Raw genomic sequence first — 21117 nt, 5'->3', positions numbered from 1 at the left:
CCTGGCGGCCCTGTCCACGTGCGTCGCACTGGGCTGCGGGACCGGCGCCCCGTCCCGGGTCGCCCGGCCGGCCCCGCCGTCCGGCGCGCCGAGCGGTGGCGGGTACGGCGTGGTCACCTGGGCCTCCTCCGCGAGCCGCGTCGGCGAGGCGGCCGGCGACCGCAGCTACCGGCTGATCGTCCGCACGAGCGTCGGCGGCAGCCGCCTCAGGGTGCGCCTGTCCAACGCCCACGGCGACCGGCCGGTGACCTTCGGCGACGTCCGCGCGGGCCGCCAGCGGGAGGGAGCCGCTCTGGTCCCCGGCAGCAACCGCCGCCTGACCGTCGAGGGGGCGCGCTCCGTCACCGTCCCCCCGGGCGGCATCGTCCACAGCGACCCGCTGCCCGGCCGCGTCCCGGCCGCCGCCGTCTCCGTCCAGCGGCGGGCCCCGCCCCGTCTCCGGCCCGCCGCAGCCCGGCGGCCGCGTCGGCCACCGCGCGTCTTGCCGACCCCGGCGTCCCCGGCGGGCAGCACCGCACGGGGCTCAACCCGCGCGCGCCCGCTCCAGCACCCGGGACAGGCGCGCCAGTTCGGCGTCCCGCCCCACCAGGGGAGTGCGCGACGAAGCCTGCGGCACGGGACCACCCTTCTCGTTCAGGGCGCGGCGGACCGCGCGACGGTGGGGCCCACAGGCCCCGGCCCGGGCCGTCAGGCCCGCAGCACCCGGGCCCAGTCCACGGGCACCCGCCCCGCGGGTCCCGGAGCCGGCTGGTCCGCGGGGTGGCTCACCGGCGGGGCCAGCTCGGGCCCGGATTCGTACAACTGGTTCGCCGCGTAGTCCCAGTACCAGTCCTCACCCGGCTCGAAGCTCTGCACCAGAGGGTGCCCGGTCTCCCGGAAGTGCGCCGTCGCGTGCCGGGCCGGGGAACTGTCGCAGCACCCGACGTGCCCGCAGCGCGCACACCGCCGCAGGTGGAACCACCAGCCCCCGTCCCGCTCGCACTGCGCGCACCCGTCGCCGCTCGGCGGCGCGCCCGGGTCGATGCCGTTCTCCGCACTCATGCCGATTCCTCCTCCACCGTCGTCAGCGGCAGCAGCACCTGGAAACGTGTGTCCCCCGGCTCCGACTCCACCTGGATGCCGCCGTGGTGCTTGTCCACCACGATCCGCCAGGAGATGTCGAGTCCCAGTCCCGTCCCCTCGCCCACCGGTTTCGTGGTGAAGAACGGATCGAAGATCCGCCCCCGGTCGTCCGCCGGGATGCCGACGCCCGTGTCCCGGAACTCCACCAGCAGCCGGTCGTCCCGCCGCGCCGTCCGCACGGTCAGCGTCCCCCGGCCGCCCGCGCTGCGCATCGCGGAGACCGCGTTGTCGATCAGGTTCGTCCAGACCTGGTTGAGCTCCGCCGGGTACGCCGGGATCCTCGGCAGGGTGCGGTCGTAGTCCTTCACGACCTCGATCTCCTGGCCGATCTTGCCCGACAGCATGACCAGCGTGCTGTCGAGCAGTTCGTGCACGTCGGCGTTCCGGAAGGGCGCCCGGTCCAGCTGCGCGTACTGCTTGGCCGCGTCCACCAGGTGCGAGATGCGCGTGGTCGAGTCGCTGATCTCGTCCATCAGCAGCTCGGTCTCGACGGTGTAGTTGAGCCAGCCGATCGCGCTCGGCAGGATCTCCTCGTCCACCGCCGCCGCGACCTGGTCCAGCCAGTCCGCGTCGAGTCCGGCCTGGACGAAGGTGGGCGCGACGAGCCAGCCGTCCCGGATGCCGTGGCCGTCGAGCCAGTCGGTGAGCGCGTCCTCCCGGTCGGAGGCCTCCAGCGGGCTGAGCGAGGGTGTTTTGGCGACGCGCTCGGCGGTGCGTTCCTGCAGTTCGATGAGGCGGGCCATGACCTCGGGGGAGTAGGGGCCCTGCGCGATGACCGCCAGCTTGTGGCGCATCCTGCCGACCCGCTCCCGCAGCGCCGCGGTCGCCCGGACGGCCGCCGCGGCCGGGTTGTTGAGCTCGTGCGTCAGGCCCGCGGACAGCGAGCCCAGCGCCAGCAGCCGTTCGCGCTGGCCGATCATCCGCTGGGTGTTCGCGGACCCGAAGAACAGCCCTTCCAGCAGGTGCACCGCCATCGGGAACCACTCGCGCATGATCCGTGCGAACGTGTCGGCGGGGAGCACGAAGAACCGCGTCGGCTCGGTGACGCGCAGGGAGTTGGTGTAGACCTGCCGCACCCGGTCTCCCAGGTAGGCCTGCATGGCCCCGGCGTACACGCCCCGCTGGGAGGTCCGGGTCACCTCCACGTCGTCCCCGCCGACCCGGCGGTACAGCACGACGGTGCCCTCCAGCATCACGTAGAAACAGGTGGCCGGGTCGCCCTCGGCGTACACGGGCCCCGGCTCGAACCGCTCCACGCGTCCCGCGGCGCACAGCGTGCCGAGCTGCTCGGCCGTGAGGCCCTCGAAGAGGAACAGCGCCCCGACCTCCCGGGCGTCGCAGGGCATCGGCTGCCCGCTCACGACTGCTCCAGGTAGCGGTGGACGAGCATCACGGCCATGGCTCCCTCTCCGACGGCGGACGCGACGCGCTTGGCCGACTCGGAGCGGGCGTCACCCGCCACGAACACGCCGGGCACATTGGTCTCCAGGTGGTACGGCGGCCGGTCCAGCTCCCAGCCCTCGGGCGGACGGCCGTCGGGGGTCAGGTCGGGCCCGGCGAGGATGAAGCCGCGCCCGTCGCGCAGCACCGTGCCGTCCAGCCAGTCCGTCAGCGGGGCCGCGCCGATGAACACGAACATCCACTGCGCGTCGACCTCCTCCCTCTCGCCGCTGTCCAGGTCCCGCAGGGTCAGCCGCTCCAGGCGGCCGTCGCCGTGCGCCTCCTCGACGACCGTGCGGGTGCGCACCCGGATGGCGGGGGACTCCTCGATCTGCTGGATCAGGTAGTGCGACATCGACGCCGCCAGCGACTCGCCCCGCACCAGCAGCGTCACCGACTTGGCGCCCCGGGACAGGTACATCGCCGCCTGCCCCGCGGAGTTGGCGCCGCCCACGACGTACACGTCCTGCCCCTCGCAGGAGGGGGCCTGCGTGAGGGCCGAGCCGTAGTAGACCCCGCACCCGGTCAGGTCCGCGCAGCCGGGCGCGGCCAGCTGCCGGTAGGAGACGCCGGTCGCGAGGATCACGCTGTGCGCCGCGACCGCCGAGCCGTCGGAGAAGCGGACGATCCGCGCGGCGCCGTTGGCCTCCAGGGCCGTCACCTCACGCGCGGTGAGGATCTCCGCGCCGAACTTCGCCGCCTGCCGCCGCGCCCGGTCGGTGAGCTGCCCGCCCGAGACGCCGTCGGGGAAGCCCAGGTAGTTCTCGATCCGGGAGCTCTGCCCGGCCTGCCCGCCGGTCGCCGACCGCTCCACCAGCACGGTCCGCAGCCCCTCGGAGGCGCCGTAGACCGCCGCGCCGAGCCCGGCCGGGCCGCCGCCGATGACGACCAGGTCGTAGAAGTCGGCCGCCGGGGTCGTCGCCAGGCCGACCCGGGCGGCGAGCTCCACGGCCTCCGGCTCGACCAGGGGCGTCCCGTCCGGAGTGATGACCACCGGCAGCCGCTGCCCGTCCTGCCCGGCCGCGGCCAGCAGCCGCCGCCCCTCCGGTTCGTCGGCGGAGTACCAGCGGTAGGGCACCTGGTTGCGGGCCAGGAACTCCCGTACCTCCGAGGAGCGTGCCGACCAGCGGTGCCCGACGACCTTCGTCGCGGGCACGGGCCGGTGGTCGCCGGCGCGCCAGGCCCGCAGCAGGTCGTCGAGGACCGGGTACAGCTTCTCCTCGGGCGGGTCCCACGGCTTGAGCAGGTAGTGGTCGAGGTCGACGACGTTGATCGCGTCGATCGCCGCGTTCGTGTCCGCGTACGCCGTCAGCAGCACGCGCCGAGCGCCCGGGAAGACGTCCAGGGCCTGTTCGAGGAACTCGATGCCGTTCATCCCGGGCATCCGGTAGTCCGCCAGGATCACCGCCACGAGGTCGCCGCGGAGCTTCAGCTCCCGCAGCGCCTCCAGCGCGGACGCCCCGGACTCCGCCCGCACGATCCGGTACGACGCTCCGTAGCGCCGCCTCAGGTCGCGGGCGACGGCCCGGGAGACGCCCGGGTCGTCGTCCACGGTCATGATGACGCTCCGCGCCGCGTCGGCGGCCTGTGCCATACGTCCCCCCATACCGGGCGGTCGACTCACGGCGCGGTGCCCGGGGGCGCCGCGCCGACCTGTGCCCATCGTATGTTCGATCGGCGTGCCCGCCGTGCCCCGGTCAGGGATCAGCCGCGGCGGGGCCCGAGGACGCAGAACTCGTTGCCCTCCGGATCGGCGAGCGTCACCCACGGCTGCTCGCCCTGGCCGATGTCGGCGTGCCGCGCGCCCAGCGCGAGCAGGCGGGCCACCTCGGCCTCCTGGTCGTCGGGCCGGAAGTCGAGGTGGAGACGGTTCTTGATCGTCTTGCGCTCCGGCACCGAGGTGAAGAGCAGCCCCGGCAGCCGGTCCGGGGCGGGCCGGATCTCGAACTCGTCGGGTTCGTCGTTCACCACGGTCCAGCCCAGCGCCTCGGCCCACCACCGGCCGAGGGCCTCGGGGTCGGCCGAGTCCACCATGACCTGCTCCCACTGCAAAGACATGCGGGAAGGATAGTGAAGACCGATCATCGTCGCAGTCGCGTTTTCACAAGGAGGCACCGGGATGACAGGCCCGATCACCGCAGGGGTCGACGGATCGCAGGAGAGCCTCGCGGCCCTCGCCTGGGCGGCGCGGGAGGCGGTGCGGCGCGGGACGGCGCTGAAGGTGGTGCACGCCTGGCGCTTCCAGCCGCAGGAGGTGCTCGAAGCGGGGATCGAGGGGGACGCGGACAGTCAGGCCGAGTGGGTGCACAGCGCCGTGACCGAGGCCGTCGCCACCGTCACCGAACGGCACCCGGGCCTGGAGGTGACCACGGACGTCGTGGAGGGGGAGGCCCCCGCCGCCCTGCTGGCCGCCGCGGCCGACGCCGAGCTGCTGGTGCTCGGCTCGCGCGGGCACGGGCGGATCGTCGGGTTCCTGCTCGGCTCGGTCGGCCAGCAGGTCGTCGCCGAGGCGACCCGGCCGGTGGTGCTGGTCCGGGCCGGCGACGAGGCCTCGGGGGAGGCGGCCGGGCGGGAGGTCGTCGTGGGGCAGCAGGGCGAGCCGGGGGACAGCGCCGACGCGCTCCGCTTCGCGTTCGAGGCGGCATCGGCCCGCGGGGCGACCGTCCGGGTCGTCCGGGCCTGGACCCTGCCGCCCGTGTTCGCCTACAGCCCCGGCTCCCTGAAGCTGCTCGACGAGGCCGGGGGACTGGAGCCGTACGAGAAGAAGGCCCTGGCCGCCGCGGTCCGGCCCTGGCGCCGGCGCTTCCCCGAGGTGCCGGTGGTCGAGCACGTGGAGATGGGCAGCGCCGGCCAGGTGCTGCTGTCGGTGGCGGGGACGGCCCAGCTGATGGTCGTCGGCCGCCGCGCGCACCGCACGGCCGTCGGCGCCCGGATCGGCTCGGTGGCCCACGGGGTGCTGCACCACGCGGACTGCCCGGTGGCGGTGGTCCCGCACACGTGACGCGGGCGGGGGCTCACTCCGCCGTCGGCTGCAGCGTGCTGCTGGCCTTGGGGAGGATGGTGGTGAGGTAGTCCTCGACCGCCTGGTCCAGGCCGATGTCGTGCTGGGCCCGCTCGGAGAGGTACCAGCGGTGTTCGAGGAGCTGGTGGTAGATCTCCGCCGGGTCCATCGCGCCGCGCCGTTCGGGCGGGACGGCACGCACGGTCGGACGGAAGACCTCCCGGACCCAGCGGTGGGCGAGAACTTCGGGACGGGCTCCGAGGGGATCGCCGGGGGCGTAGTCGTCCTGGGTGGCCATCCAGCTCTCCAGGTCGTTCAGCAGCCGCCGGGCCTGGTTCTCCTCGGTGTCCAGACCGGTCAGCCGCAGCAGTTGCCGCTGGTGGTGGCCGGCGTCGACGACCTTGGGCACGAAACTGACCGTGTCCCCGTGCGCGGCGTGCTCGATCTGCATCTCGGCGACGTCGAAACCGAGGTCGTTCAGGCGGCGGATGCGGCGTTCTATGCAGTGGTACTTGCCCGCCGGGTACACCGAGGTCCGCGTCAGCTCCTCCCACAGGCCGCCGTAGCGGGCGCAGATCTCCATGCCGAACTCGATGGGGTCCACGGACGGGTGCAGCGCCCCGGACGCCTCCAGGTCCAGCAGCTCCCCGCTGATGTTGACCCGGGCGAGGTCGAGGTCGTACTCGCGCTGCCCGACGCTGAGCTGGGGATGCAGGTCACCGGTCTCGGCGTCCACGAGGTAGGCCGCGTAGGCGCCGGCGTCGCGCCGGAAGAGGGTGTTGGACAGCGAGCAGTCGCCCCACGCGAAGCCGGCCAGGTGCAGCCGCACCAGGAGCACGGCTAGGGCGTCCATCAGCCGGTGCATGGTGGCCGGGCGCATGGTCGTCTCGAACATCGAGCGGTACGGCATCGAGCCGCCCAGGTGCCGGGTGACCAGGACGCTCTCCAGGGGGGCGCCGTCGGCGTCGAGCCGGCCGGTGACCACGGCCAGCGGGTCGACCGCCGGGATGCCGAGCCGGTCCAGGTCGCGCAGCAGCTCGTACTCGCGCAGCGCGGGGCGCTCGGCGAGCTCCTTGACGGCGATCACCTCGTCACCGGCGCGGGAGTAGCGCACCACGTGCCGGGAGATGCCGCGCGGCAGCGGGACGAGGTACTCCTCCGGCCACTCCTCCAGCGGCACGTCCCACGGCAGCTCCAGCAGGAGCGCGGGATGCTCCGGGTTCGTCGCGCTGATCTGCAGTGCCATGCGCCGGGTGTCCTTGTCTCGCCGCCGATCGTCGCCTCACTCTAGAGGGCGAACTCCCGGGCCCGGTGTGCGGCGTCCCTCACCGGTCCCCGGTGCACCGGCCCGTGGCCGGGCAGCAGCAGGTCGCCGTCCAGCTCCGCGAGGACGTCCAGGCAGGCCACGGCGCGCGGGCGCTCGTGGTGGACCAGGTCCGGCAGCAGCTGCGGTCCCCCGGTCCGTGCGGTGGGGTGTCCGCTGACCAGGGCGTCACCGGAGATCACCACGCCCGCGCCGGGCAGGTGGTAGGCGCAGTGGCCGTCGGTGTGGCCCGGGGTGCGCACCGGCACGGGCCGCCCGGGCAGGTCCAGGGCCCCGGGTGCCGGGAACGCCTCGGGGACCGTGACCGGGACGTGGGCCGTGCCGCCGGACCGCAGCGCGTGCACCGCCCACGGCAGCACCCCGGACCGCCAGGCGTTGCGCAGCACGGTCCCGACGGACACCTGGTGCGGGAAGTCCCGGCGCGCGTGCGGCACTTCGGCCTGGTGCAGGTACACGGGCGTGCCGTGCGCGGCGCGCAGGTACTCCGCGGAGCCCAGGTGGTCGTTGTGCGCGTGCGTGACGAGCACGGCCGCGACGGCCTCCGGGGAGCTGCCCACCTGCGCGAGTGAGGCGAGGAGCCGCGCCCGGTCGCCGGGATAGCCGGTGTCGACCAGGGTGACGGCGTCGCCCTCGGTGAGGATCACCCAGTTGGTGTTCGAGCCGTGCACCGGGGAGGTGCCGTCCGCGACGTGCCGTACGTCTGCCCGCCTGTCCGCCCCGCGCCGTCTGCTCTCGTCCTGTCCCGACAGGAGAAGGTAAGCAGGGCCCGGCCCGGGGCGGAATCGCCGGGTGGTCACAACCTCCCGGGCCGGTGCGGCCGTTCGGGGCGGCTCAGCGCACCCCGTGCGGGCGGAACTGGATGCTGATGCGCGGCCCGGTCGCGCGGGTGCTCTTGGGGACCGAGTGCTCCCAGGTGCGCTGGCACGAGCCGCCCATCACGACGAGGTCGCCGTGGCCCAGCGGCCGACGCACGGTCTCGCGGCCGCCGCGCATCGGCCGCAGCAGCAGGTCGCGGGGCGCTCCCACCGACAGGATGGCGACCATCGTGTCCTCGCGCGCTCCCCGGCCGATCCGGTCGCCGTGCCAGGCCACGCTGTCCCGGCCGTCGCGGTAGTAGCACAGCCCGGCCGTCGTGAAGGGCTCGCCGAGCTCGCCGCCGTAGTGGGCGCTGAGCGCGTCGCGCGCCTCGGTCAGCACGGGGTGCGGCAGCGGGTCGCCGGCGCCGTAGTGAGCGAGAAGCCGGGGCACGGCGACGACGTGGTCGTACATCTGGCGCCGCTCGGCCCGCCACGGCACCTCGGCGGCCAGCTGTTCGAACAGCGCGTCGGAGCCGCCGAGCCATCCGGGCAGGACGTCGAGCCACGCCCCGAAGCCGAGCTCGGTGCGGCGGATCCCGTCGAGGCGGCCGAGGCGAAGTTCGTCCGCCTGGTCGAAGAGGGAACCCTGGAGGTGGTGCCTGGCCATGCGTCCAGCGTACCCATTAATCGAATGGGTGTTCCATGTCGCCGTGTCCCGGCTACCGCGCCCGCGCCGCGAGCGGTCTTCCGATACATCGATGTACCGCATACATTGCCGTATCGAAAGGAGGCCGACCGTGCCGGACCCGACCGGACGCGTGACCAGGCGCCGCGTCCGCACCCGCGCCCACCTCCTGGACGCCGCGTTCTCGGTGTTCGCCGCCAAGGGCTTCGGGCGCGTCTCGATCGAGGAGATCTGCGAGGCCGCCGGATACAGCCGGGGCGCCTTCTACTCCAACTTCTCCAGCCTCGACGAGCTGTTCTTCGCCCTCTACCGCGACCGGGCCGACGTGATCGCCGCACAGGTCTCGGGAGCGCTCGCCCTCGACGGGCCCGACCTCGACGTGCCCGCAGCCGTGGACCGCGTCACCGAGGTGCTGCTCCTGGACCGGGACTGGCTGCTGGTGAAGACGGACTTCCTCGTGCACGCCGCCCGCGATCCCGAGGTGGCCCGCACCCTGCTCGAACACCGCGCGCGGCTGCGCCAGGCCGTCGCCGACCGGCTGGCCCGCGCTCGCGGGGACACCGCCCTGCCCGCCGTCCTCGGCGACGCCGACGGCGCCGCGCACGCCGTGGTCGCGGCCTACGACGGCGTCACCACGCAACTTCTGCTGGACCGGGACGTGGACCACGCCCGCGCCTGGCTGAAGCAGCTGCTCACGGCCCTGCTGACCGACGGCAGCGGCACCCCCGGTCACACGAGGCACTGAGGAAAGGACGGTCGCCATGGACGCCGACGTCATCGTCGTCGGAGCGGGCCTCGCAGGCCTGGTCGCCGCACACGAACTGACCGGCAGGGGCCGCAGGGTGGCCCTCGTCGACCAGGAGAACGCCGCCAACCTCGGCGGCCAGGCCTTCTGGTCCCTCGGCGGGCTCTTCCTCGTCGGCTCCCCGGAGCAGCGGCGCCTGGGCATCAAGGACTCCTTCGACCTCGCCTGGAGCGACTGGCGGGGCAGCGCCGGCTTCGACCGGCTGGACGACGAGGACTCCTGGGCCGTGCGCTGGGCCCGCGCCTATGTCGAGTGGGCCGCGGGGGAGAAGCGGTCCTGGCTCGACGGGCACGGCATCACCTTCCTGCCCACCGTCGGCTGGGCCGAGCGCGGCGACCTCACCGCGCACGGGCACGGCAACTCCGTGCCCCGCTTCCACATCGCCTGGGGCACCGGCACCGGCGTCGTCGAACCCTTCGTCCGTCACGCCCGGCAGGCCGCCCGCGACGGACTGCTCACCTTCCACCACCGCCACCGCGTCGACGCCCTCGTCGTCGAGGGCGGCACCGCCCGGGGCGTGCGCGGCACGGTCCTCGCAGAGGACCCCTCACCCCGCGGCGTCGCCTCCAGCCGCGAGGCGGCCGGGGAGTTCGAACTGACCGCCCAGGCCGTGATCGTCACCAGCGGCGGCATCGGCGCGAACCACGACATCGTCCGCCGCCACTGGCCCGAGCGCCTCGGCACCCCGCCGCGCGAGATGGTCACCGGCGTCCCCGCCTACGTCGACGGGCGGATGCTCGACATCAGCGCCGAGGCCGGCGTCCGCCTGGTCAACCGCGACCGCATGTGGCACTACACCGAGGGCCTGCGCAACTGGGACCCGATCTGGCCCGGCCACGGCATCCGCATCCTGCCCGGACCGTCCTCGATGTGGTTCGACGCCCTCGGCCGCCGCCTGCCCTCGCCGTACCTGCCCGGCTACGACACCCTCGGCACCCTGAAGCACCTGCGCACCACCGAGGACATCGCCGGGTACGACCACTCCTGGTTCATCCTCACCCAGAAGATCATCGAGAAGGAGTTCGCGCTGTCGGGCTCCGAGCAGAATCCCGACATCACGGCCAAGGACCGCGCCGGCTTCGTCAAGGAACGCATCCTCGGCAAGGGGGCGCCCGCACCCGTCGGCGCGTTCCTGCGCAAGGGCGCCGACTTCGTGACCGCCTCCGGCATCGAGCAGCTCGTCGCGAAGATGAACGAGCTCACCGACGAGCCGCTCCTCGACGCGGCCGGGATCAAGCGGCAGATCGAGGCCCGCGACCTCCAGACGGCCAACCCCTACGCCAAGGACGCCCAGGTGCAGGGCATCCGCAACGCCCGGCGCTACATCGGCGACCGCCTCGGCCGGGTCGCCGCCCCGCACCGCCTGCTCGACCCCGCGGCCGGCCCCCTCATCGGCGTCAAGCTGCACATCCTCACCCGCAAGACCCTCGGAGGCATCCAGACCGACCTCGACTCCCGCGCCCTGGGCACCGACGGCCGGCCGGTCGAGGGGCTGTACGCGGCCGGGGAGGTCGCGGGCTTCGGCGGCGGAGGAGTGCACGGCTACAACGCCCTCGAAGGCACCTTCCTCGGCGGCTGCCTCTTCTCCGGCCGTGCGGCGGGCCGGGCGGCGGCGCTGCAGACCGCCTGACCCCCGGCTCCCGGAGGAAACTCAGTCCCGGACGAGCCGGACCAGCACCGCGGCGTGGCTGCGCTCCGGCGTCTTCGAGGCGGTCAGCAGCGTCACGTCGCCCTCGCGGACCAGGTCCCGCAGACGGTCGAGGGCCTCGGCCGCCCCGCCCGCGGCGAGTTCCGCCTCGTACCGCTCGGCGAACTCCTCGTAGGAGCCCTCACCCGCGTGGTACCAGCGGCGCAGCTGCGTCGACGGGGTCAGCTCCTTCGGCCATTCGTCGACCCGCGCCGCGTCCTTCGCCAGACCGCGCGGCCACAGCCGGTCGGCGAGCACGCGCACGCCGTCCTCCGGCTCGGGCGGATCGTAGACACGGCGGACGCGAACGCTCATGGTCGGCCCCTCTCGGGAACGGACGGACATGCCGCGAGCCTAACCGTCACCGCGGTGATCGGCGCGTCCGTCCGGTTCCGCTCCCGCCGGGCGGGTGGTCCGTCCGCCCGGCCACGACGGGAGAGGAGGTCATGCCATGAGCGCACCGGACGCTGCCGGTCGTGCCCCCCGACCCCCAGGGGAGAAGGCGGGGACGCCGGACCCGGGGAGGGGCGGAGGGGCGGAGCCGGCGTCAGGCGGAGCGGCGCCGGGCGGCGGTCCGGCGCTTCAGCGCACGCCGTTCGTCCTCGCCGGTCCCGCCCCACACGCCGATGGACTGCCCCGTGTCCAGGGCCCATTGCAGGCACCGCTCCTGTACGGGGCAGCGCCGGCACACCGCCTTGGCCTGCTCGGTCTGCAGCAGGGCCGGGCCGGAGGTGCCGATCGGGAAGAAGAGTTCGGGGTCCTCGTGCCGGCAGGCGGCCTGGTCTCGCCAGTTGTCCATCGAAGTCACCTGTATCGCAATAGACATGTGCTCTTTCGGAGGCTTGCTCCTCTTCGGGTCACCTGTCGATGCGGGGTGAAACAGCGCCTTTCCCGGCAACGTTCACTGCTCGCGCATGCCCCAGGGGGAGCCGTAGTCCGTCAGCAGGTCCAGGAAGGGGCGGGCCGGGAAGGCCTCGGGGCCGAGCACGCCGGTGCCCGACCAGGCGCCCGTGGCGAGGAGTTCGAGCGCGACGACCGGGTTGACGGCCGTCTGCCACACCACGGCCTGGGAGCCGTACTCGGCCATGGACCACTGGTTGTCGACCACGTGGTACAGGTACACCTCGCGCGGCGTGCCGTCCTTCACGCCCCGCACCCACGTGCCCGCGCAGGTCTTGCCGTGCATCCGCTCGCCCAGCGTCGCCGGGTCGGGCAGGCACGCGGCGACGACGTCCCGGGGCGACACGGCCACCGGCCCGTCCGGCCCGGGGACGGTCACGGGTGCCGTGCGGTCGAGGCCCAGCAGGTGCAGCGTCTTCAGCGTCTCGACGAACTCCCGGCCCAGCCCGTACTTGAAGGTGACCCGGCGCGCGCCGACCCAGCGCGGCACGAGGAGCACCTCCTCGTGCTCCACATTCACGCACTCGACCGGGCCGATGCCCTCGGGGAAGTCGAACACCTCGGGCTCGCTGAAGGGTTCGGTGGTGAACCAGCCGCGGCCGCGCTCGTAGACCACCGGCGGGTTGAGGCACTCCTCGATGGTGGTCCAGATGCTGAACGACGGCGCGAAGCCGTAGCCTTCGACGGTGAGGTTCGCGCCGTCGCGGATGCCGATCTCCTCGATCTCGTCGAAGAGTTCGTCCGCCGCGTGACGCGCGAAGACGTCCGACAGACCCGGTTCCACGCCCATGCCGACGAGGGCCAGCAGCCCCTCCTTCTCCCAGTCGGCCGCCTGCTCGAACTGTTCGTCGCCGAGCTTGACCCCGCACTCCCGGTACGGCCGCTCCGCGTGCGGGCGGGACAGCGACATCGCCAGGTCGAGATACGTGGCGCCCGCGGCGCGGGCCGCGCGGAACAGGGGCATCACGAACCGAGGGTCCGTGGCGTTCAGCAGGACGTCGCAGCCGTGGCCCGCCAGCAGCCGGGCGACGGCCTCCTCGTCGCCCGCGTCCACGCGCGCCGCGGTGAACCGGGCGTCACCGCCGAGCGCCGCGACCGCCGCGTCGGCCCGGCCGCCGTCGTAGTCGGCCACCACCATCGCCTCGAAGAACGGCCGCCGGGCCGCGATCCGGGTGATCGCGCCGCCCACGCCACCGGCACCCACGAGCAGTACACGCATGACAGAAACTCCCTCTTCGCGAAGAACGTGACGAGCCCTTGCCGCGATACAACGCGGCCCTGTGCCATAAGGTCAATGGCGTTGGCATAAGGTCGCAGGCCGCCCGGGCCCCGGCACGAACCCCCGGAGGGAGCAGCCGTGCCCAAGCCCGTGGTGCCCGAGGAGAAGCGCCGGCGGCGCAGGCCCACCAAGAGCGGCACCGTGCTGTCCGAGCGGCTGATCGTCGAGACGGCGCTGCGCGTGCTGCGCGAGCACGGCAGCGCCGGCCTGACCGCGCGCCGGCTCGGTCTCGCCCTGGACGCCGATCCGAGCACGCTGTACCGGTACTTCCGGGGTATGGACGACCTGACGCTGGCCATCGGCGACGCCCTCATCGGCCAGGCCCTGGACGGCTGGCGGCGCACCGGCCGCTGGCGTGAGGACCTGCGCTCGTTCGGGCTGCGCGTCCACGCCGCCTACGTGGAGCATCCGCAGGCGGCGGTGCTCACCGCGGGCCGGGTCTCGGGCCGGGCCAACGAGCTCGCCGCCGACGAGGCCGTCCTGGACGTCCTGCGCACCGCGGGTTTCCCCCTGCCGGACGCGGTACGCGTCTACCAGGCCTTCATCGACACCACGCTCGGTCTCGCCGCGCTCGACGCCGCTTTTCTGGCCCTGCCCAGCGCCTCGCTGCACGCCGACGAGGAGATGTGGCGCTCGACCTACGCCCGCCTGCCCGCCGCCACCCACCCCCGGATCGCCGAGGCGGCCCCGCTGCTCGCCACCCGCATGCTCACCAGCGCCTATCCGACGGCCCTGGAGATGCTGCTGGACAGCGCCGCGGCCCGGCTGGAGGGCGTCCGTGGCCCCGCATCAGGACCTTAGCGCCCCGGCTGCCGCCGCCGCGACCGCCTCCGCCACCCGCGCCACCGCGGGGGAATCGAGCCTCCACTGCTGCCAGTACAGCGGCACGTCGGTCACCCGGTCCCCGGTGAAGGCGACGAGCCGGCCGTCGCGCAGCAGCGGTTCCGCCTGCGCCTCGGGCACCAGACCCCAGCCCAGCCCGAGGGCGACGGCCTCCACGAAACCCTCCGAGGTCGGCACGTAGTGCCGCAGCGCGCTCGCGCCGCTGCGCCCCCGCGTCAGCCGGCGCACGAAACCGTCCTGGAGGTCGTCCCGCCGGTCGAAGGTCACCACGGGCACCTCCCGCAGCGTCTCCTCCGGGTGGCCACCGAGCCGGCGCGCGGCGAACTCCGGCGCGGCGACCGGGAGGTAGCGCATCCGCCCGAGCGAGCGGACCGAGCAGCCCGGCACGGGGTCCGGCGACGAGGTCACCGCCGCCATCACCGCGCCCTCCCGCAGCAGCGCCGCCGTGTGGTCCTCGTCCTCGCGGCGCAGCTCGAAGCAGACCCGCAGCTCCTCCGGCACGAGGGTGAGCGCCCGCAGGAACCAGGTGGCCAGTGAGTCCGCGTTCACCGCCACCGCCACCCGGGTCGGCTCGCGGCCGCTCAGCCCGAGCTCCGCGCAGGCGTCGTGCTCCAGCCGGGCCATCTGGCGGGCCAGCCGCACCAGCACCTCGCCCGACTCGGTCGGCCGCACCGGTTTGGTGCGCATCAGCAGCACCCGCCCCGTGCGCTGCTCCAGCGCCTTCACCCGCTGGCTGATCGCCGACGGCGTCACGTGCAGCGCGGCGGCCGCGGCGTCGAAGGTGCCCTCGTCCACGACGGCCAGCAGGGTCCGCACCTGGTCCAGCGGGAGATCGGTCGACATCACGTCTGCTGAGGATACGTAAGAAACATTAGCTGGACCCGATTCTGCCCTCTCCGTAGCGTCAAGGACATGACCAGCACCCTCACCGCCGCGGCCGCGGGTTTCGGCACCGGCCTGTCCCTGATCGTCGCCATCGGCGCTCAGAACGCCTTCGTCCTGCGCCAGGGCGTCCGTCGGCAGGCCGTCCTCGCCGTCGTCGGCATCTGCGCCCTGTCCGACGCCCTTCTCATCGCCCTCGGGGTGGGCGGGGTCGGCGCGGCGGTGGTGTCCTGGCCGGGCGCGCTGACGGCGGTCGGCTGGATCGGCGGCGTCTTCCTGCTGTGCTACGGCGCCCTGGCCGCCCGCCGGGTCGTCCGTCCGGACGGCGCCGGGCTGCGAGCGGTGGGGGAGGCCGCCGGATCGCGCCGCAGGGCCGTGCTCACCTGCCTCGCGATGACCTGGCTCAACCCGCACGTCTACCTCGACACCGTCTTCCTGCTCGGTTCCGTCGCCGCCGGCCACGGCCCGCTGCGGTGGACGTTCGGGATCGGTGCCGTGCTGGCCAGCCTGTGCTGGTTCACCGCCCTCGGCTTCGGCGCACGGATGATCGGCCGGTTTCTCGCCCGGCCCGCGGCCTGGCGGGTCGTGGACGGCCTGGTCGCCGCCACCATGATCGTCCTGGGCGTCGCGCTCCTCACCGGAAGCTGACGCCGGCCCGTACCGCCGGCCCCGGCAGCCGTTGTAACGGCTCCGCGGCGCTCACCGGCTCCGACGGCTCACAGCACCCCGCGGCGGTGCAACGTGTACTGCTCCATCAGTTTGCCCCGGGTCATCTCCAGCCGGTGGGCCAGCACCTCGGCGACGTTGCGCACCAGCATCAGCCCGAGCTCGGTGTCCTCCTCGCACAGCCGCAGCACGGCCTTGGCGTCGAACTCGTAGGCCCGAACGGGGCTGAACGCCACCGCGCCGAAGTCCCAGGTGTACGGCGGGAACAGCCAGGACCAGCCGAGCAGGTCGCCGGCGCCGAGGCTGGCCACCGTCACCCGCTGCAGGGAGTTGACCTGCTGGTCCAGGGAGACGGCGCCGGAACGGATGACCCAGAAGCGGTCGGCCGCGCCGCCCGACTCGAAGATCCGCGCGTCCTCGGGGAAGGACACCTCCCGGGCCAGCGTCACCAGACGCTGCCGCTGGGGAGGGGGCAGGGCGGTCAGGAGTTTGATCGCTTTGGTCATGCGGAGCTCCTCGCCGGGCGTCGACTTCGGTGCGTTGCCTGCTGCGCTGGGGGTCGGTGCTGAGCCTTTCCCTCTGCCCATTCCAGCCGCTGGCGGGGCCCCGGGCACCTCGGCGGGAGCAGCTTTCCCCGGGCATGAGAAAGCCCTGGCTGGACGGGGGAAACCAGCCAGGGCGGAGTGGTGCGGGACGACGGGGGTCCACTCCGTCACCACGTATGGATGAACGGTAAACCATTCCGTTGCCGAGTGCGTAACCGAGACCGGGTCGCGTGACCCGTTTCACTTCACCGGGCGCCCCCGGAGGGCGCCCGGACCGTCTCCAGCCCCGGACCCGCGGGGCCGGGGGTGCTTGCCCGCCTCCAGCCCCGCCGTCGGATGCACCGGCACCGGCCACCCGCACGCCCTCGGCCGGATCGAAGAACGCGTGACCGGGGCAGCCGCACCCGCTCAGCTCCGCGCGGTGTGTTTGCCCGGGGTCAGGATCTCGTCCAGCACCATGAGCACCGCCTCGTAGGACATCCGCCGCACGGTCGCGTCCCGGGCTCCCTGAGGGTCGGTCGCCGTCAGTTCCTCGCTCCTGGTCCGCCACGCGCGCTCCTCCCGCAGCGCACAGGCCCTCGCGCGCTGGATGCGCCGCAGCAGTTCATCCGAATCCACCACATCGGTCATGCACGTCGCCTACCCCGGCAGTGCGGGGAGATGGCACCGGCTCACGGCCGTTCGGGGGTATTCGGGGGCGAGGGGGTCACGGAGGTTTGCGGGTGCGGCGAGAGGTCAGCCGCAGAGAAGGACCCCGGCGCTCGTGAGGTGCGTGCCCCGGACGCTGTGACGGGTCGTCAAGCGGCAGGTCCGTGAGCCCGGGGATACCCGCCCAGGCGACCACGGAACGTGACCCGGACCCGGCTTTCCGTCCCCGACCTACCAGGGAGCTGAAGAATGTGCGATGAGCACATGATCGAGTCCGTCGTCGAGCCGCCCGGTGCGGACCGGGCCCGACCGTGCCGGCCCGCGGAGGCCCGCCGGGCCGTGGCACGCGCCGTGGCGGAACGCTGCCGCGCCACCCACACCCCGTGCGACGCGGACGCCCTGTCCGACGCGCTGCTCGTCGCCTCGGAGCTGACGACCAACGCGATCCTGCACGGCGGCGGCGTCACCGACTTCCACGTCGACATCGACGGCCCCGGCGTCCGGGTCTCGGTCAGCGACCGCAGCGACCGGCTCCCCGTGACCGCCCCGCCGGCCGACGCGCACGGCCGGACCCGGCACGGTGGCCACGGCTGGCCCATCGTCTGCCGTCTCGCCCGCGACCTCCATGTGTCCGACCTGCCCGCCGGCGGCAAGTGCATCACCGCCCTCGTGCCCCTGGTCTGACGGCCGGCACACGGTTCCCGGCAGATTGCTCCGCAAAGTGGAGTTTGCTCCACCGCGTGCAGGGCAGACGCAGTTTCGTGCTTCGGACCGGAGGCGCGCCAGCGGGAGCGGTGTATCCGCCCCGGAGGCCCTCCAGGCGATCCGGGCGGACTCGTTCCCGCGGTCAATCCCTGAAACCACTGTTCAGGAGCGAATCCGCATGCTCATCGATACGCCCACCCACCGTCCCGGCACGCCCGCACCGACGACCACCGCCCCCAAGCGGCGTCACGACGACGCGCCCGACACCGCAGCCCTCTTCACCCGCATGGCGGAACTGGAGGAAGGACCCGAGCGGGAAGCCGTTCGCGACGAACTGGTCACGCTGTGGCTGCCCATGGCTCACCGCATCGCCGGCCGCTTCCGCGACCGCGGCGAGTCGATCGAGGACCTCCGCCAGGTGGCCGCCCTGGGCCTCGTCAAGGCCGTCGACCGGTTCGACGTGAGCCGGGGAGCCTTCGAGAGCTACGCCGTCCCCACCATCACCGGCGAGGTCAAGCGCCATTTCCGGGACCGCATGTGGGCCCTGAGGGTTCCCCGCCGCGTGCAGGAACTGCGCAACAAGGTGCGCGTCGCGCGCCGGGAACTCACCCATAACCCGGGCAGCCCCGAGCCCTCGGTGGCCGCCATCGCCGCCCACGCCGGCCTGACCGAGGAAGAGGTCGGCGCCGGACTCGAGGCCCTGGACAGCTTCAGCACGCTCTCGCTGGACGCCGAACTCTCCGCCGACGACGACGGCTACAGCCTCGCGGACACCCTCGGCGGCGCCGACTCGTCCTACGACACCGTGGTCGACCGCGAGTCCGCCAAGGAAGGCCTGCGCCGCCTGCCGGAACGCGAACGGGCCATCCTCTACATGCGCTTCTTCGAGGACATGACCCAGAGCCGCATCGCCGACCGGCTGGGCATCTCCCAGATGCACGTCTCCCGGCTCATCACCCGCAGCTGCGCCCGCGTGCGCGACGAGGTCCTGGGACAGCGCACCGCCCGGGGCACCGGCGGCTCTTCCACCACGGCCTGACCACCCGACCCCTTTGGAGCGAACGACATGCTGAGGCCCCATCCCGATGTGCTGCGCCGTCTCGTCGACGCATACGAGGCGCTCTCGGCCGCCGAAGCCGGTGCCGCACCGGCCGAGGAGAGCCCGCGGGCACGCGACCTGGCGTACACGCTGTGCGTGTCGACCGGCACCCGGGACGTCCTGCGCGCCCTCGAGGCGGCTCACCGGTGGCTCGCGGACGCACCCGCACCGGCCCGCGAGACCGCTTCCCGGGTCCCCGAGCAGCCTTTGGCGAAGCAGACCTTGGTGGCCACGGGGAACGCCTGAGCCGCGTCTGCGCGTGAGGCGGCGGGGAAGACGAGGCGGAGCAGGGGTCCGGCCGGCGGCAGCCGCCGGCCGGACCCGCTCGCGTCACACGAGGGACCGCGTCACATCACGGAGGAGCTCGAAGTCTCATGTCCATCGCGGGGCGGGAACCGGCCGCCGAGGACGAGGGCGCACCGGAGCGACTGCGCGCCCAGGTGCGGGACCTGCGGGCCCGGCCCGTGTGTACCCACCGATCTCCCAGGCGCGGGGCATGCTGCGGGACCGCTCATGCCCTGCCCGACGCGGAGAGCGCCTTCGCCCTGCTGCAGCGGGCGTCGCAGCGGTACGACGTCAAGGTGCGGACGCTGGCCGGGGCCCTGGTCAGCGTCCCGCGCCCCGACCACCGGGAGCCGCTGTGGTTCCCGCGCCGGGTCCGGAGGCCGGAACGCGCTCTCACCTTCGCGGCGGCCCACCGGTCGTGATCCGGCAGCCGCGGGGCGGTCCTGAAGGCGGTGCTCGGCAGCACCCTCGCGGTGGCCGGTACCGACATGGGCAACGTCCAGCTCTCCGACCCGGCCGGGGGCGGCCTGCGCATCGAGCGGCACACCGGGCTCATGGCCGACTTCGTCGACTTCTTCGCCTTCGTCGACGAGGACGGCACGTCCTGCGCGCAGGCCGCCCGGGACGTCTCCCAGGTCACCGTCCACGACGTGGAGAGCGACCCGGTGTTCAGCGAACCCGCCCGGGCGGCCATCCTCGCGGCGGGCAGCAGGGCCTGTCACAGCGTCCCGCTCACGACCGGTTCGGGGCTGTCCATCGGGGTGGTCTCGGCCCACCTGGCCAGGCCCCTGCACGGACTGACGGCCGCCCAGACCAAGGCCCTGGACACCGTGGGCGGCCAGGCCGGCCGCCGGCTCACCTGGCACGACCGCACGGTGGTCCTCGACGCCCCCGAGCACCTGCACGCCCTCGGCCGCGCGAGCAGCGGACCGCTGCTGCGCCGCGCCTGACGAAGGCTCAGCGGCCCTCGTCCCCGCGTGCGCCGGGCGGACGGACCCCCGCGTCAACCGGAACCCCCAGGTCCGTGGGCTCCGCGCCGGGTGTGCGGCCGCCCAGCCGGGGCATCCGCAGAGCCGGGAGGATGAAATGAACACGAGTGCGATGGCACGACGCGGTGGGTTCCTGGCCCGGCGTGCGGCACGGGGCTCGGTGACCGAGGGCGCGGCCCGGGCGGGACTGACCGCCCGGGGCGTGATCTATCTGCTCGTCGGCGCGCTCGCCCTGCAGATCGCCTTCGGGGACACGGGGCGGCAGGCCGACCGCGGGGGAGCGCTGGCGGAGCTGTCCCACAAGCCGTTCGGCGCCGTCCTGCTGTGGGCGCTGGGCATCGGCCTCGTCGGCATGGCCCTGTGGCGGCTGTCCGAGACCCTCTTCGGCTCCACCGGACCGGACGGCCGCAAGCCGCGCAAACGGCTGCTGGCGGCGGTCCGCTGCGTGTTCTACTCCGTGGTCGCCTACTCCGTCCTGTCGTTCGCCGCCACCCGGCATCAGAGCGGCGGCGGGTCCAGCGACCGCCAGTCCCGGGACGCCACCGCACGGCTCATGGAGATACCCGCCGGCCGGTGGCTGGTCGGCGCCGCCGGTGTCGCGATCGTCGCCGCCGGCTGCTGGATCGGTTACCGGGCGGTGCGGCGCAAGTACCACGACAAGCTCCGGCTGGGACGGACGAGCCGCCGGACGCTGCAGCTGGTGGACGTCACCGGCGTGGCCGGCGGCGCCGCCCGCGGGCTGGTGTTCGCCGCGGCCGGCGTCTTCGCCGTCCGCGCCGCGATCGCCTACGACCCGGACCAGGCCAAGGGCATGGACGACACCCTGCGCACGCTCGCCGGGACGCCGCTCGGTCCATGGCTGCTGGTGTGTGTCGCGGCCGGTCTGGTGCTGTTCGGAGTGTTCTCCTTCGCCATGGCCCGCTGGCGCCGCGTCTGAGCCGCGCCGGGCGGGGAACACGGTGCACATGAGCGATTCCGAGATTCCGCATGGCGACGGCCGGCCCGTGGACGTGTACCTGGACCTCCTGCGCATCCGGATGGACACGGAGGACTACCGCCTCCTGATGCGTGTGGTGGAACCGGTCCTCGAGGCGATCGACGAGGAACGCCTGTCCAGCCTCGATTTCGCGCTCGACTCGGGGGACGGCGACGAACTCCCCCAGGAGGTCCGCGACGAGGTGGCCCTCGTCATCGCGACCGCCGTCACCGGACGCCTGGACAACGAAGTGGTCGAACTGACCGTGGACGACGCGGGCCCGGTCCGCATCGTCACGGACGCGGCCACCGCCTCCGACCCGGACCGCCTCGGCGAGATAGCCGACTACATCAAGGAACGGCACCGGCAGACCGAGGAACTGCGCGGCATCGCCGAGGTGAGCGGCCTGCCCACGGACTTCTGACGGGCGGCGGCCCTC

General features: G+C 73.6%; 25 protein-coding genes. 12 read left to right on the top strand and 13 right to left on the bottom strand.

Features of this window, described 5'->3' with window-relative positions; translation table 11 throughout:
- Positions 1–687: 687 nt before the first annotated feature.
- The 4 genes from ACFW6P_RS21835 to ACFW6P_RS21820 all read right to left on the bottom strand — a co-directional run bounded on the left by ACFW6P_RS21835 (position 688) and on the right by ACFW6P_RS21820 (position 4620).
- On the bottom strand, positions 688–1041 hold the full coding sequence (locus ACFW6P_RS21835; protein ID WP_386356809.1) for a UBP-type zinc finger domain-containing protein: 354 nt from the start codon (positions 1039–1041) through the stop codon (positions 688–690).
- On the bottom strand, positions 1038–2483 hold the full coding sequence (locus tag ACFW6P_RS21830) for an ATP-binding protein (RefSeq protein ID WP_386356806.1): 1446 nt from the start codon (positions 2481–2483) through the stop codon (positions 1038–1040). Before ACFW6P_RS21830 ends, ACFW6P_RS21835 begins: the two co-directional genes overlap by 4 nt.
- The gene (locus ACFW6P_RS21825) at positions 2480–4156 is read right to left on the bottom strand and encodes an FAD-dependent oxidoreductase (protein ID WP_386356803.1); all 1677 of its coding nucleotides are present in this window, start codon (positions 4154–4156) and stop codon (positions 2480–2482) included. Before ACFW6P_RS21825 ends, ACFW6P_RS21830 begins: the two co-directional genes overlap by 4 nt.
- Before the next feature lie 110 nt (positions 4157–4266).
- Positions 4267–4620, bottom strand: coding sequence for a VOC family protein (locus ACFW6P_RS21820; protein WP_386356800.1), 354 nt, complete (start codon positions 4618–4620; stop codon positions 4267–4269).
- A 61-nt stretch (positions 4621–4681) separates the two neighbouring features.
- Here ACFW6P_RS21820 and ACFW6P_RS21815 point away from each other — a divergent pair, with 61 nt between their 5' ends.
- Positions 4682–5563, top strand: coding sequence for a universal stress protein (locus ACFW6P_RS21815; protein ID WP_386356797.1), 882 nt, complete (start codon positions 4682–4684; stop codon positions 5561–5563).
- 13 nt (positions 5564–5576) lie between these two features.
- On the opposite strand, the gene ACFW6P_RS21810 is transcribed toward ACFW6P_RS21815, so the two are convergent.
- From ACFW6P_RS21810 to ACFW6P_RS21800, 3 genes are all read right to left on the bottom strand, one after another.
- The gene (locus tag ACFW6P_RS21810; protein WP_386356794.1) at positions 5577–6809 is read right to left on the bottom strand and encodes a DUF4032 domain-containing protein; all 1233 of its coding nucleotides are present in this window, start codon (positions 6807–6809) and stop codon (positions 5577–5579) included.
- 41 nt (positions 6810–6850) lie between these two features.
- Complete coding sequence (locus tag ACFW6P_RS21805) at positions 6851–7555, bottom strand: MBL fold metallo-hydrolase (protein WP_386356791.1); 705 nt, start codon at positions 7553–7555, stop codon at positions 6851–6853.
- 163 nt (positions 7556–7718) lie between these two features.
- Entirely contained in the window at positions 7719–8351 is a 633-nt protein-coding gene (locus tag ACFW6P_RS21800) for an alpha-ketoglutarate-dependent dioxygenase AlkB (protein WP_386356789.1), read from the bottom strand.
- Between the two features lie 91 nt (positions 8352–8442).
- Here ACFW6P_RS21800 and ACFW6P_RS21795 point away from each other — a divergent pair, with 91 nt between their 5' ends.
- Together ACFW6P_RS21795 and ACFW6P_RS21790 are read left to right on the top strand one after the other, a co-directional pair.
- Complete coding sequence (locus ACFW6P_RS21795) at positions 8443–9114, top strand: TetR/AcrR family transcriptional regulator (RefSeq protein ID WP_386356787.1); 672 nt, start codon at positions 8443–8445, stop codon at positions 9112–9114.
- A 16-nt stretch (positions 9115–9130) separates the two neighbouring features.
- Positions 9131–10804 (top strand): FAD-binding dehydrogenase, encoded by a 1674-nt coding sequence (locus tag ACFW6P_RS21790; protein WP_386356785.1) that lies wholly within the window; start codon positions 9131–9133, stop codon positions 10802–10804.
- 21 nt (positions 10805–10825) lie between these two features.
- On the opposite strand, the gene ACFW6P_RS21785 is transcribed toward ACFW6P_RS21790, so the two are convergent.
- From ACFW6P_RS21785 to ACFW6P_RS21775, 3 genes are all read right to left on the bottom strand, one after another.
- A complete protein-coding gene (locus ACFW6P_RS21785) occupies positions 10826–11176 on the bottom strand; it encodes a DUF488 domain-containing protein (protein ID WP_386356782.1) in 351 nt (116 codons plus the stop codon).
- Positions 11177–11408: 232 nt separating this feature from the next.
- Complete coding sequence (locus ACFW6P_RS21780) at positions 11409–11660, bottom strand: WhiB family transcriptional regulator (protein WP_386424395.1); 252 nt, start codon at positions 11658–11660, stop codon at positions 11409–11411.
- A gap of 102 nt (positions 11661–11762) precedes the next feature.
- Positions 11763–12980: a saccharopine dehydrogenase family protein gene (locus ACFW6P_RS21775; protein ID WP_386356768.1), complete on the bottom strand. Its 1218-nt coding sequence runs from the start codon at positions 12978–12980 to the stop codon at positions 11763–11765.
- A 138-nt stretch (positions 12981–13118) separates the two neighbouring features.
- Here ACFW6P_RS21775 and ACFW6P_RS21770 point away from each other — a divergent pair, with 138 nt between their 5' ends.
- Positions 13119–13841 (top strand): TetR/AcrR family transcriptional regulator, encoded by a 723-nt coding sequence (locus tag ACFW6P_RS21770; protein WP_386356765.1) that lies wholly within the window; start codon positions 13119–13121, stop codon positions 13839–13841.
- Here ACFW6P_RS21770 and ACFW6P_RS21765 read toward each other — a convergent pair.
- The gene (locus ACFW6P_RS21765; protein WP_386356762.1) at positions 13830–14726 is read right to left on the bottom strand and encodes a LysR family transcriptional regulator ArgP; all 897 of its coding nucleotides are present in this window, start codon (positions 14724–14726) and stop codon (positions 13830–13832) included. The two genes, ACFW6P_RS21770 and ACFW6P_RS21765, sit on opposite strands and share 12 nt — an antisense overlap.
- A 69-nt stretch (positions 14727–14795) precedes the next feature.
- On the opposite strand from ACFW6P_RS21765, the gene ACFW6P_RS21760 reads away from it, so the two are divergent.
- On the top strand, positions 14796–15413 hold the full coding sequence (locus ACFW6P_RS21760) for a LysE/ArgO family amino acid transporter (protein WP_386356760.1): 618 nt from the start codon (positions 14796–14798) through the stop codon (positions 15411–15413).
- Between the two features lie 68 nt (positions 15414–15481).
- Here the strand turns inward: ACFW6P_RS21760 and ACFW6P_RS21755 are convergent, their stop codons facing one another.
- Both ACFW6P_RS21755 and ACFW6P_RS21750 read right to left on the bottom strand, forming a co-directional pair.
- Complete coding sequence (locus ACFW6P_RS21755; protein WP_386356757.1) at positions 15482–15937, bottom strand: cyclic nucleotide-binding domain-containing protein; 456 nt, start codon at positions 15935–15937, stop codon at positions 15482–15484.
- 447 nt (positions 15938–16384) lie between these two features.
- Complete coding sequence (locus ACFW6P_RS21750; protein ID WP_386356754.1) at positions 16385–16606, bottom strand: hypothetical protein; 222 nt, start codon at positions 16604–16606, stop codon at positions 16385–16387.
- A 267-nt stretch (positions 16607–16873) separates the two neighbouring features.
- On the opposite strand from ACFW6P_RS21750, the gene ACFW6P_RS21745 reads away from it, so the two are divergent.
- From ACFW6P_RS21745 to ACFW6P_RS21715, 7 genes are all read left to right on the top strand, one after another.
- Entirely contained in the window at positions 16874–17308 is a 435-nt protein-coding gene (locus tag ACFW6P_RS21745) for an ATP-binding protein (RefSeq protein WP_386356751.1), read from the top strand.
- 199 nt (positions 17309–17507) lie between these two features.
- Positions 17508–18368: a SigB/SigF/SigG family RNA polymerase sigma factor gene (locus tag ACFW6P_RS21740; protein ID WP_386424392.1), complete on the top strand. Its 861-nt coding sequence runs from the start codon at positions 17508–17510 to the stop codon at positions 18366–18368.
- A 27-nt stretch (positions 18369–18395) separates the two neighbouring features.
- Complete coding sequence (locus ACFW6P_RS21735; RefSeq protein ID WP_386356745.1) at positions 18396–18674, top strand: DUF5133 domain-containing protein; 279 nt, start codon at positions 18396–18398, stop codon at positions 18672–18674.
- A gap of 128 nt (positions 18675–18802) precedes the next feature.
- Entirely contained in the window at positions 18803–19135 is a 333-nt protein-coding gene (locus ACFW6P_RS21730; protein WP_386356742.1) for a hypothetical protein, read from the top strand.
- A 30-nt stretch (positions 19136–19165) separates the two neighbouring features.
- Entirely contained in the window at positions 19166–19663 is a 498-nt protein-coding gene (locus tag ACFW6P_RS21725; RefSeq protein ID WP_386356739.1) for a GAF domain-containing protein, read from the top strand.
- A gap of 136 nt (positions 19664–19799) precedes the next feature.
- A complete protein-coding gene (locus ACFW6P_RS21720) occupies positions 19800–20639 on the top strand; it encodes a DUF1206 domain-containing protein (protein ID WP_386356736.1) in 840 nt (279 codons plus the stop codon).
- Between the two features lie 28 nt (positions 20640–20667).
- On the top strand, positions 20668–21102 hold the full coding sequence (locus ACFW6P_RS21715) for a hypothetical protein (RefSeq protein WP_386356734.1): 435 nt from the start codon (positions 20668–20670) through the stop codon (positions 21100–21102).
- Positions 21103–21117 lie beyond the last annotated feature (15 nt).

This window comes from Streptomyces sp. NPDC058741 (assembly GCF_042746715.1).
Classification (GTDB): Bacteria; Actinomycetota; Actinomycetes; order Streptomycetales; family Streptomycetaceae; genus Streptomyces.
The sequence above is the reverse complement of the archived record's forward strand: the minus strand, read 5'-3'. Positions and strand labels throughout refer to the sequence as shown.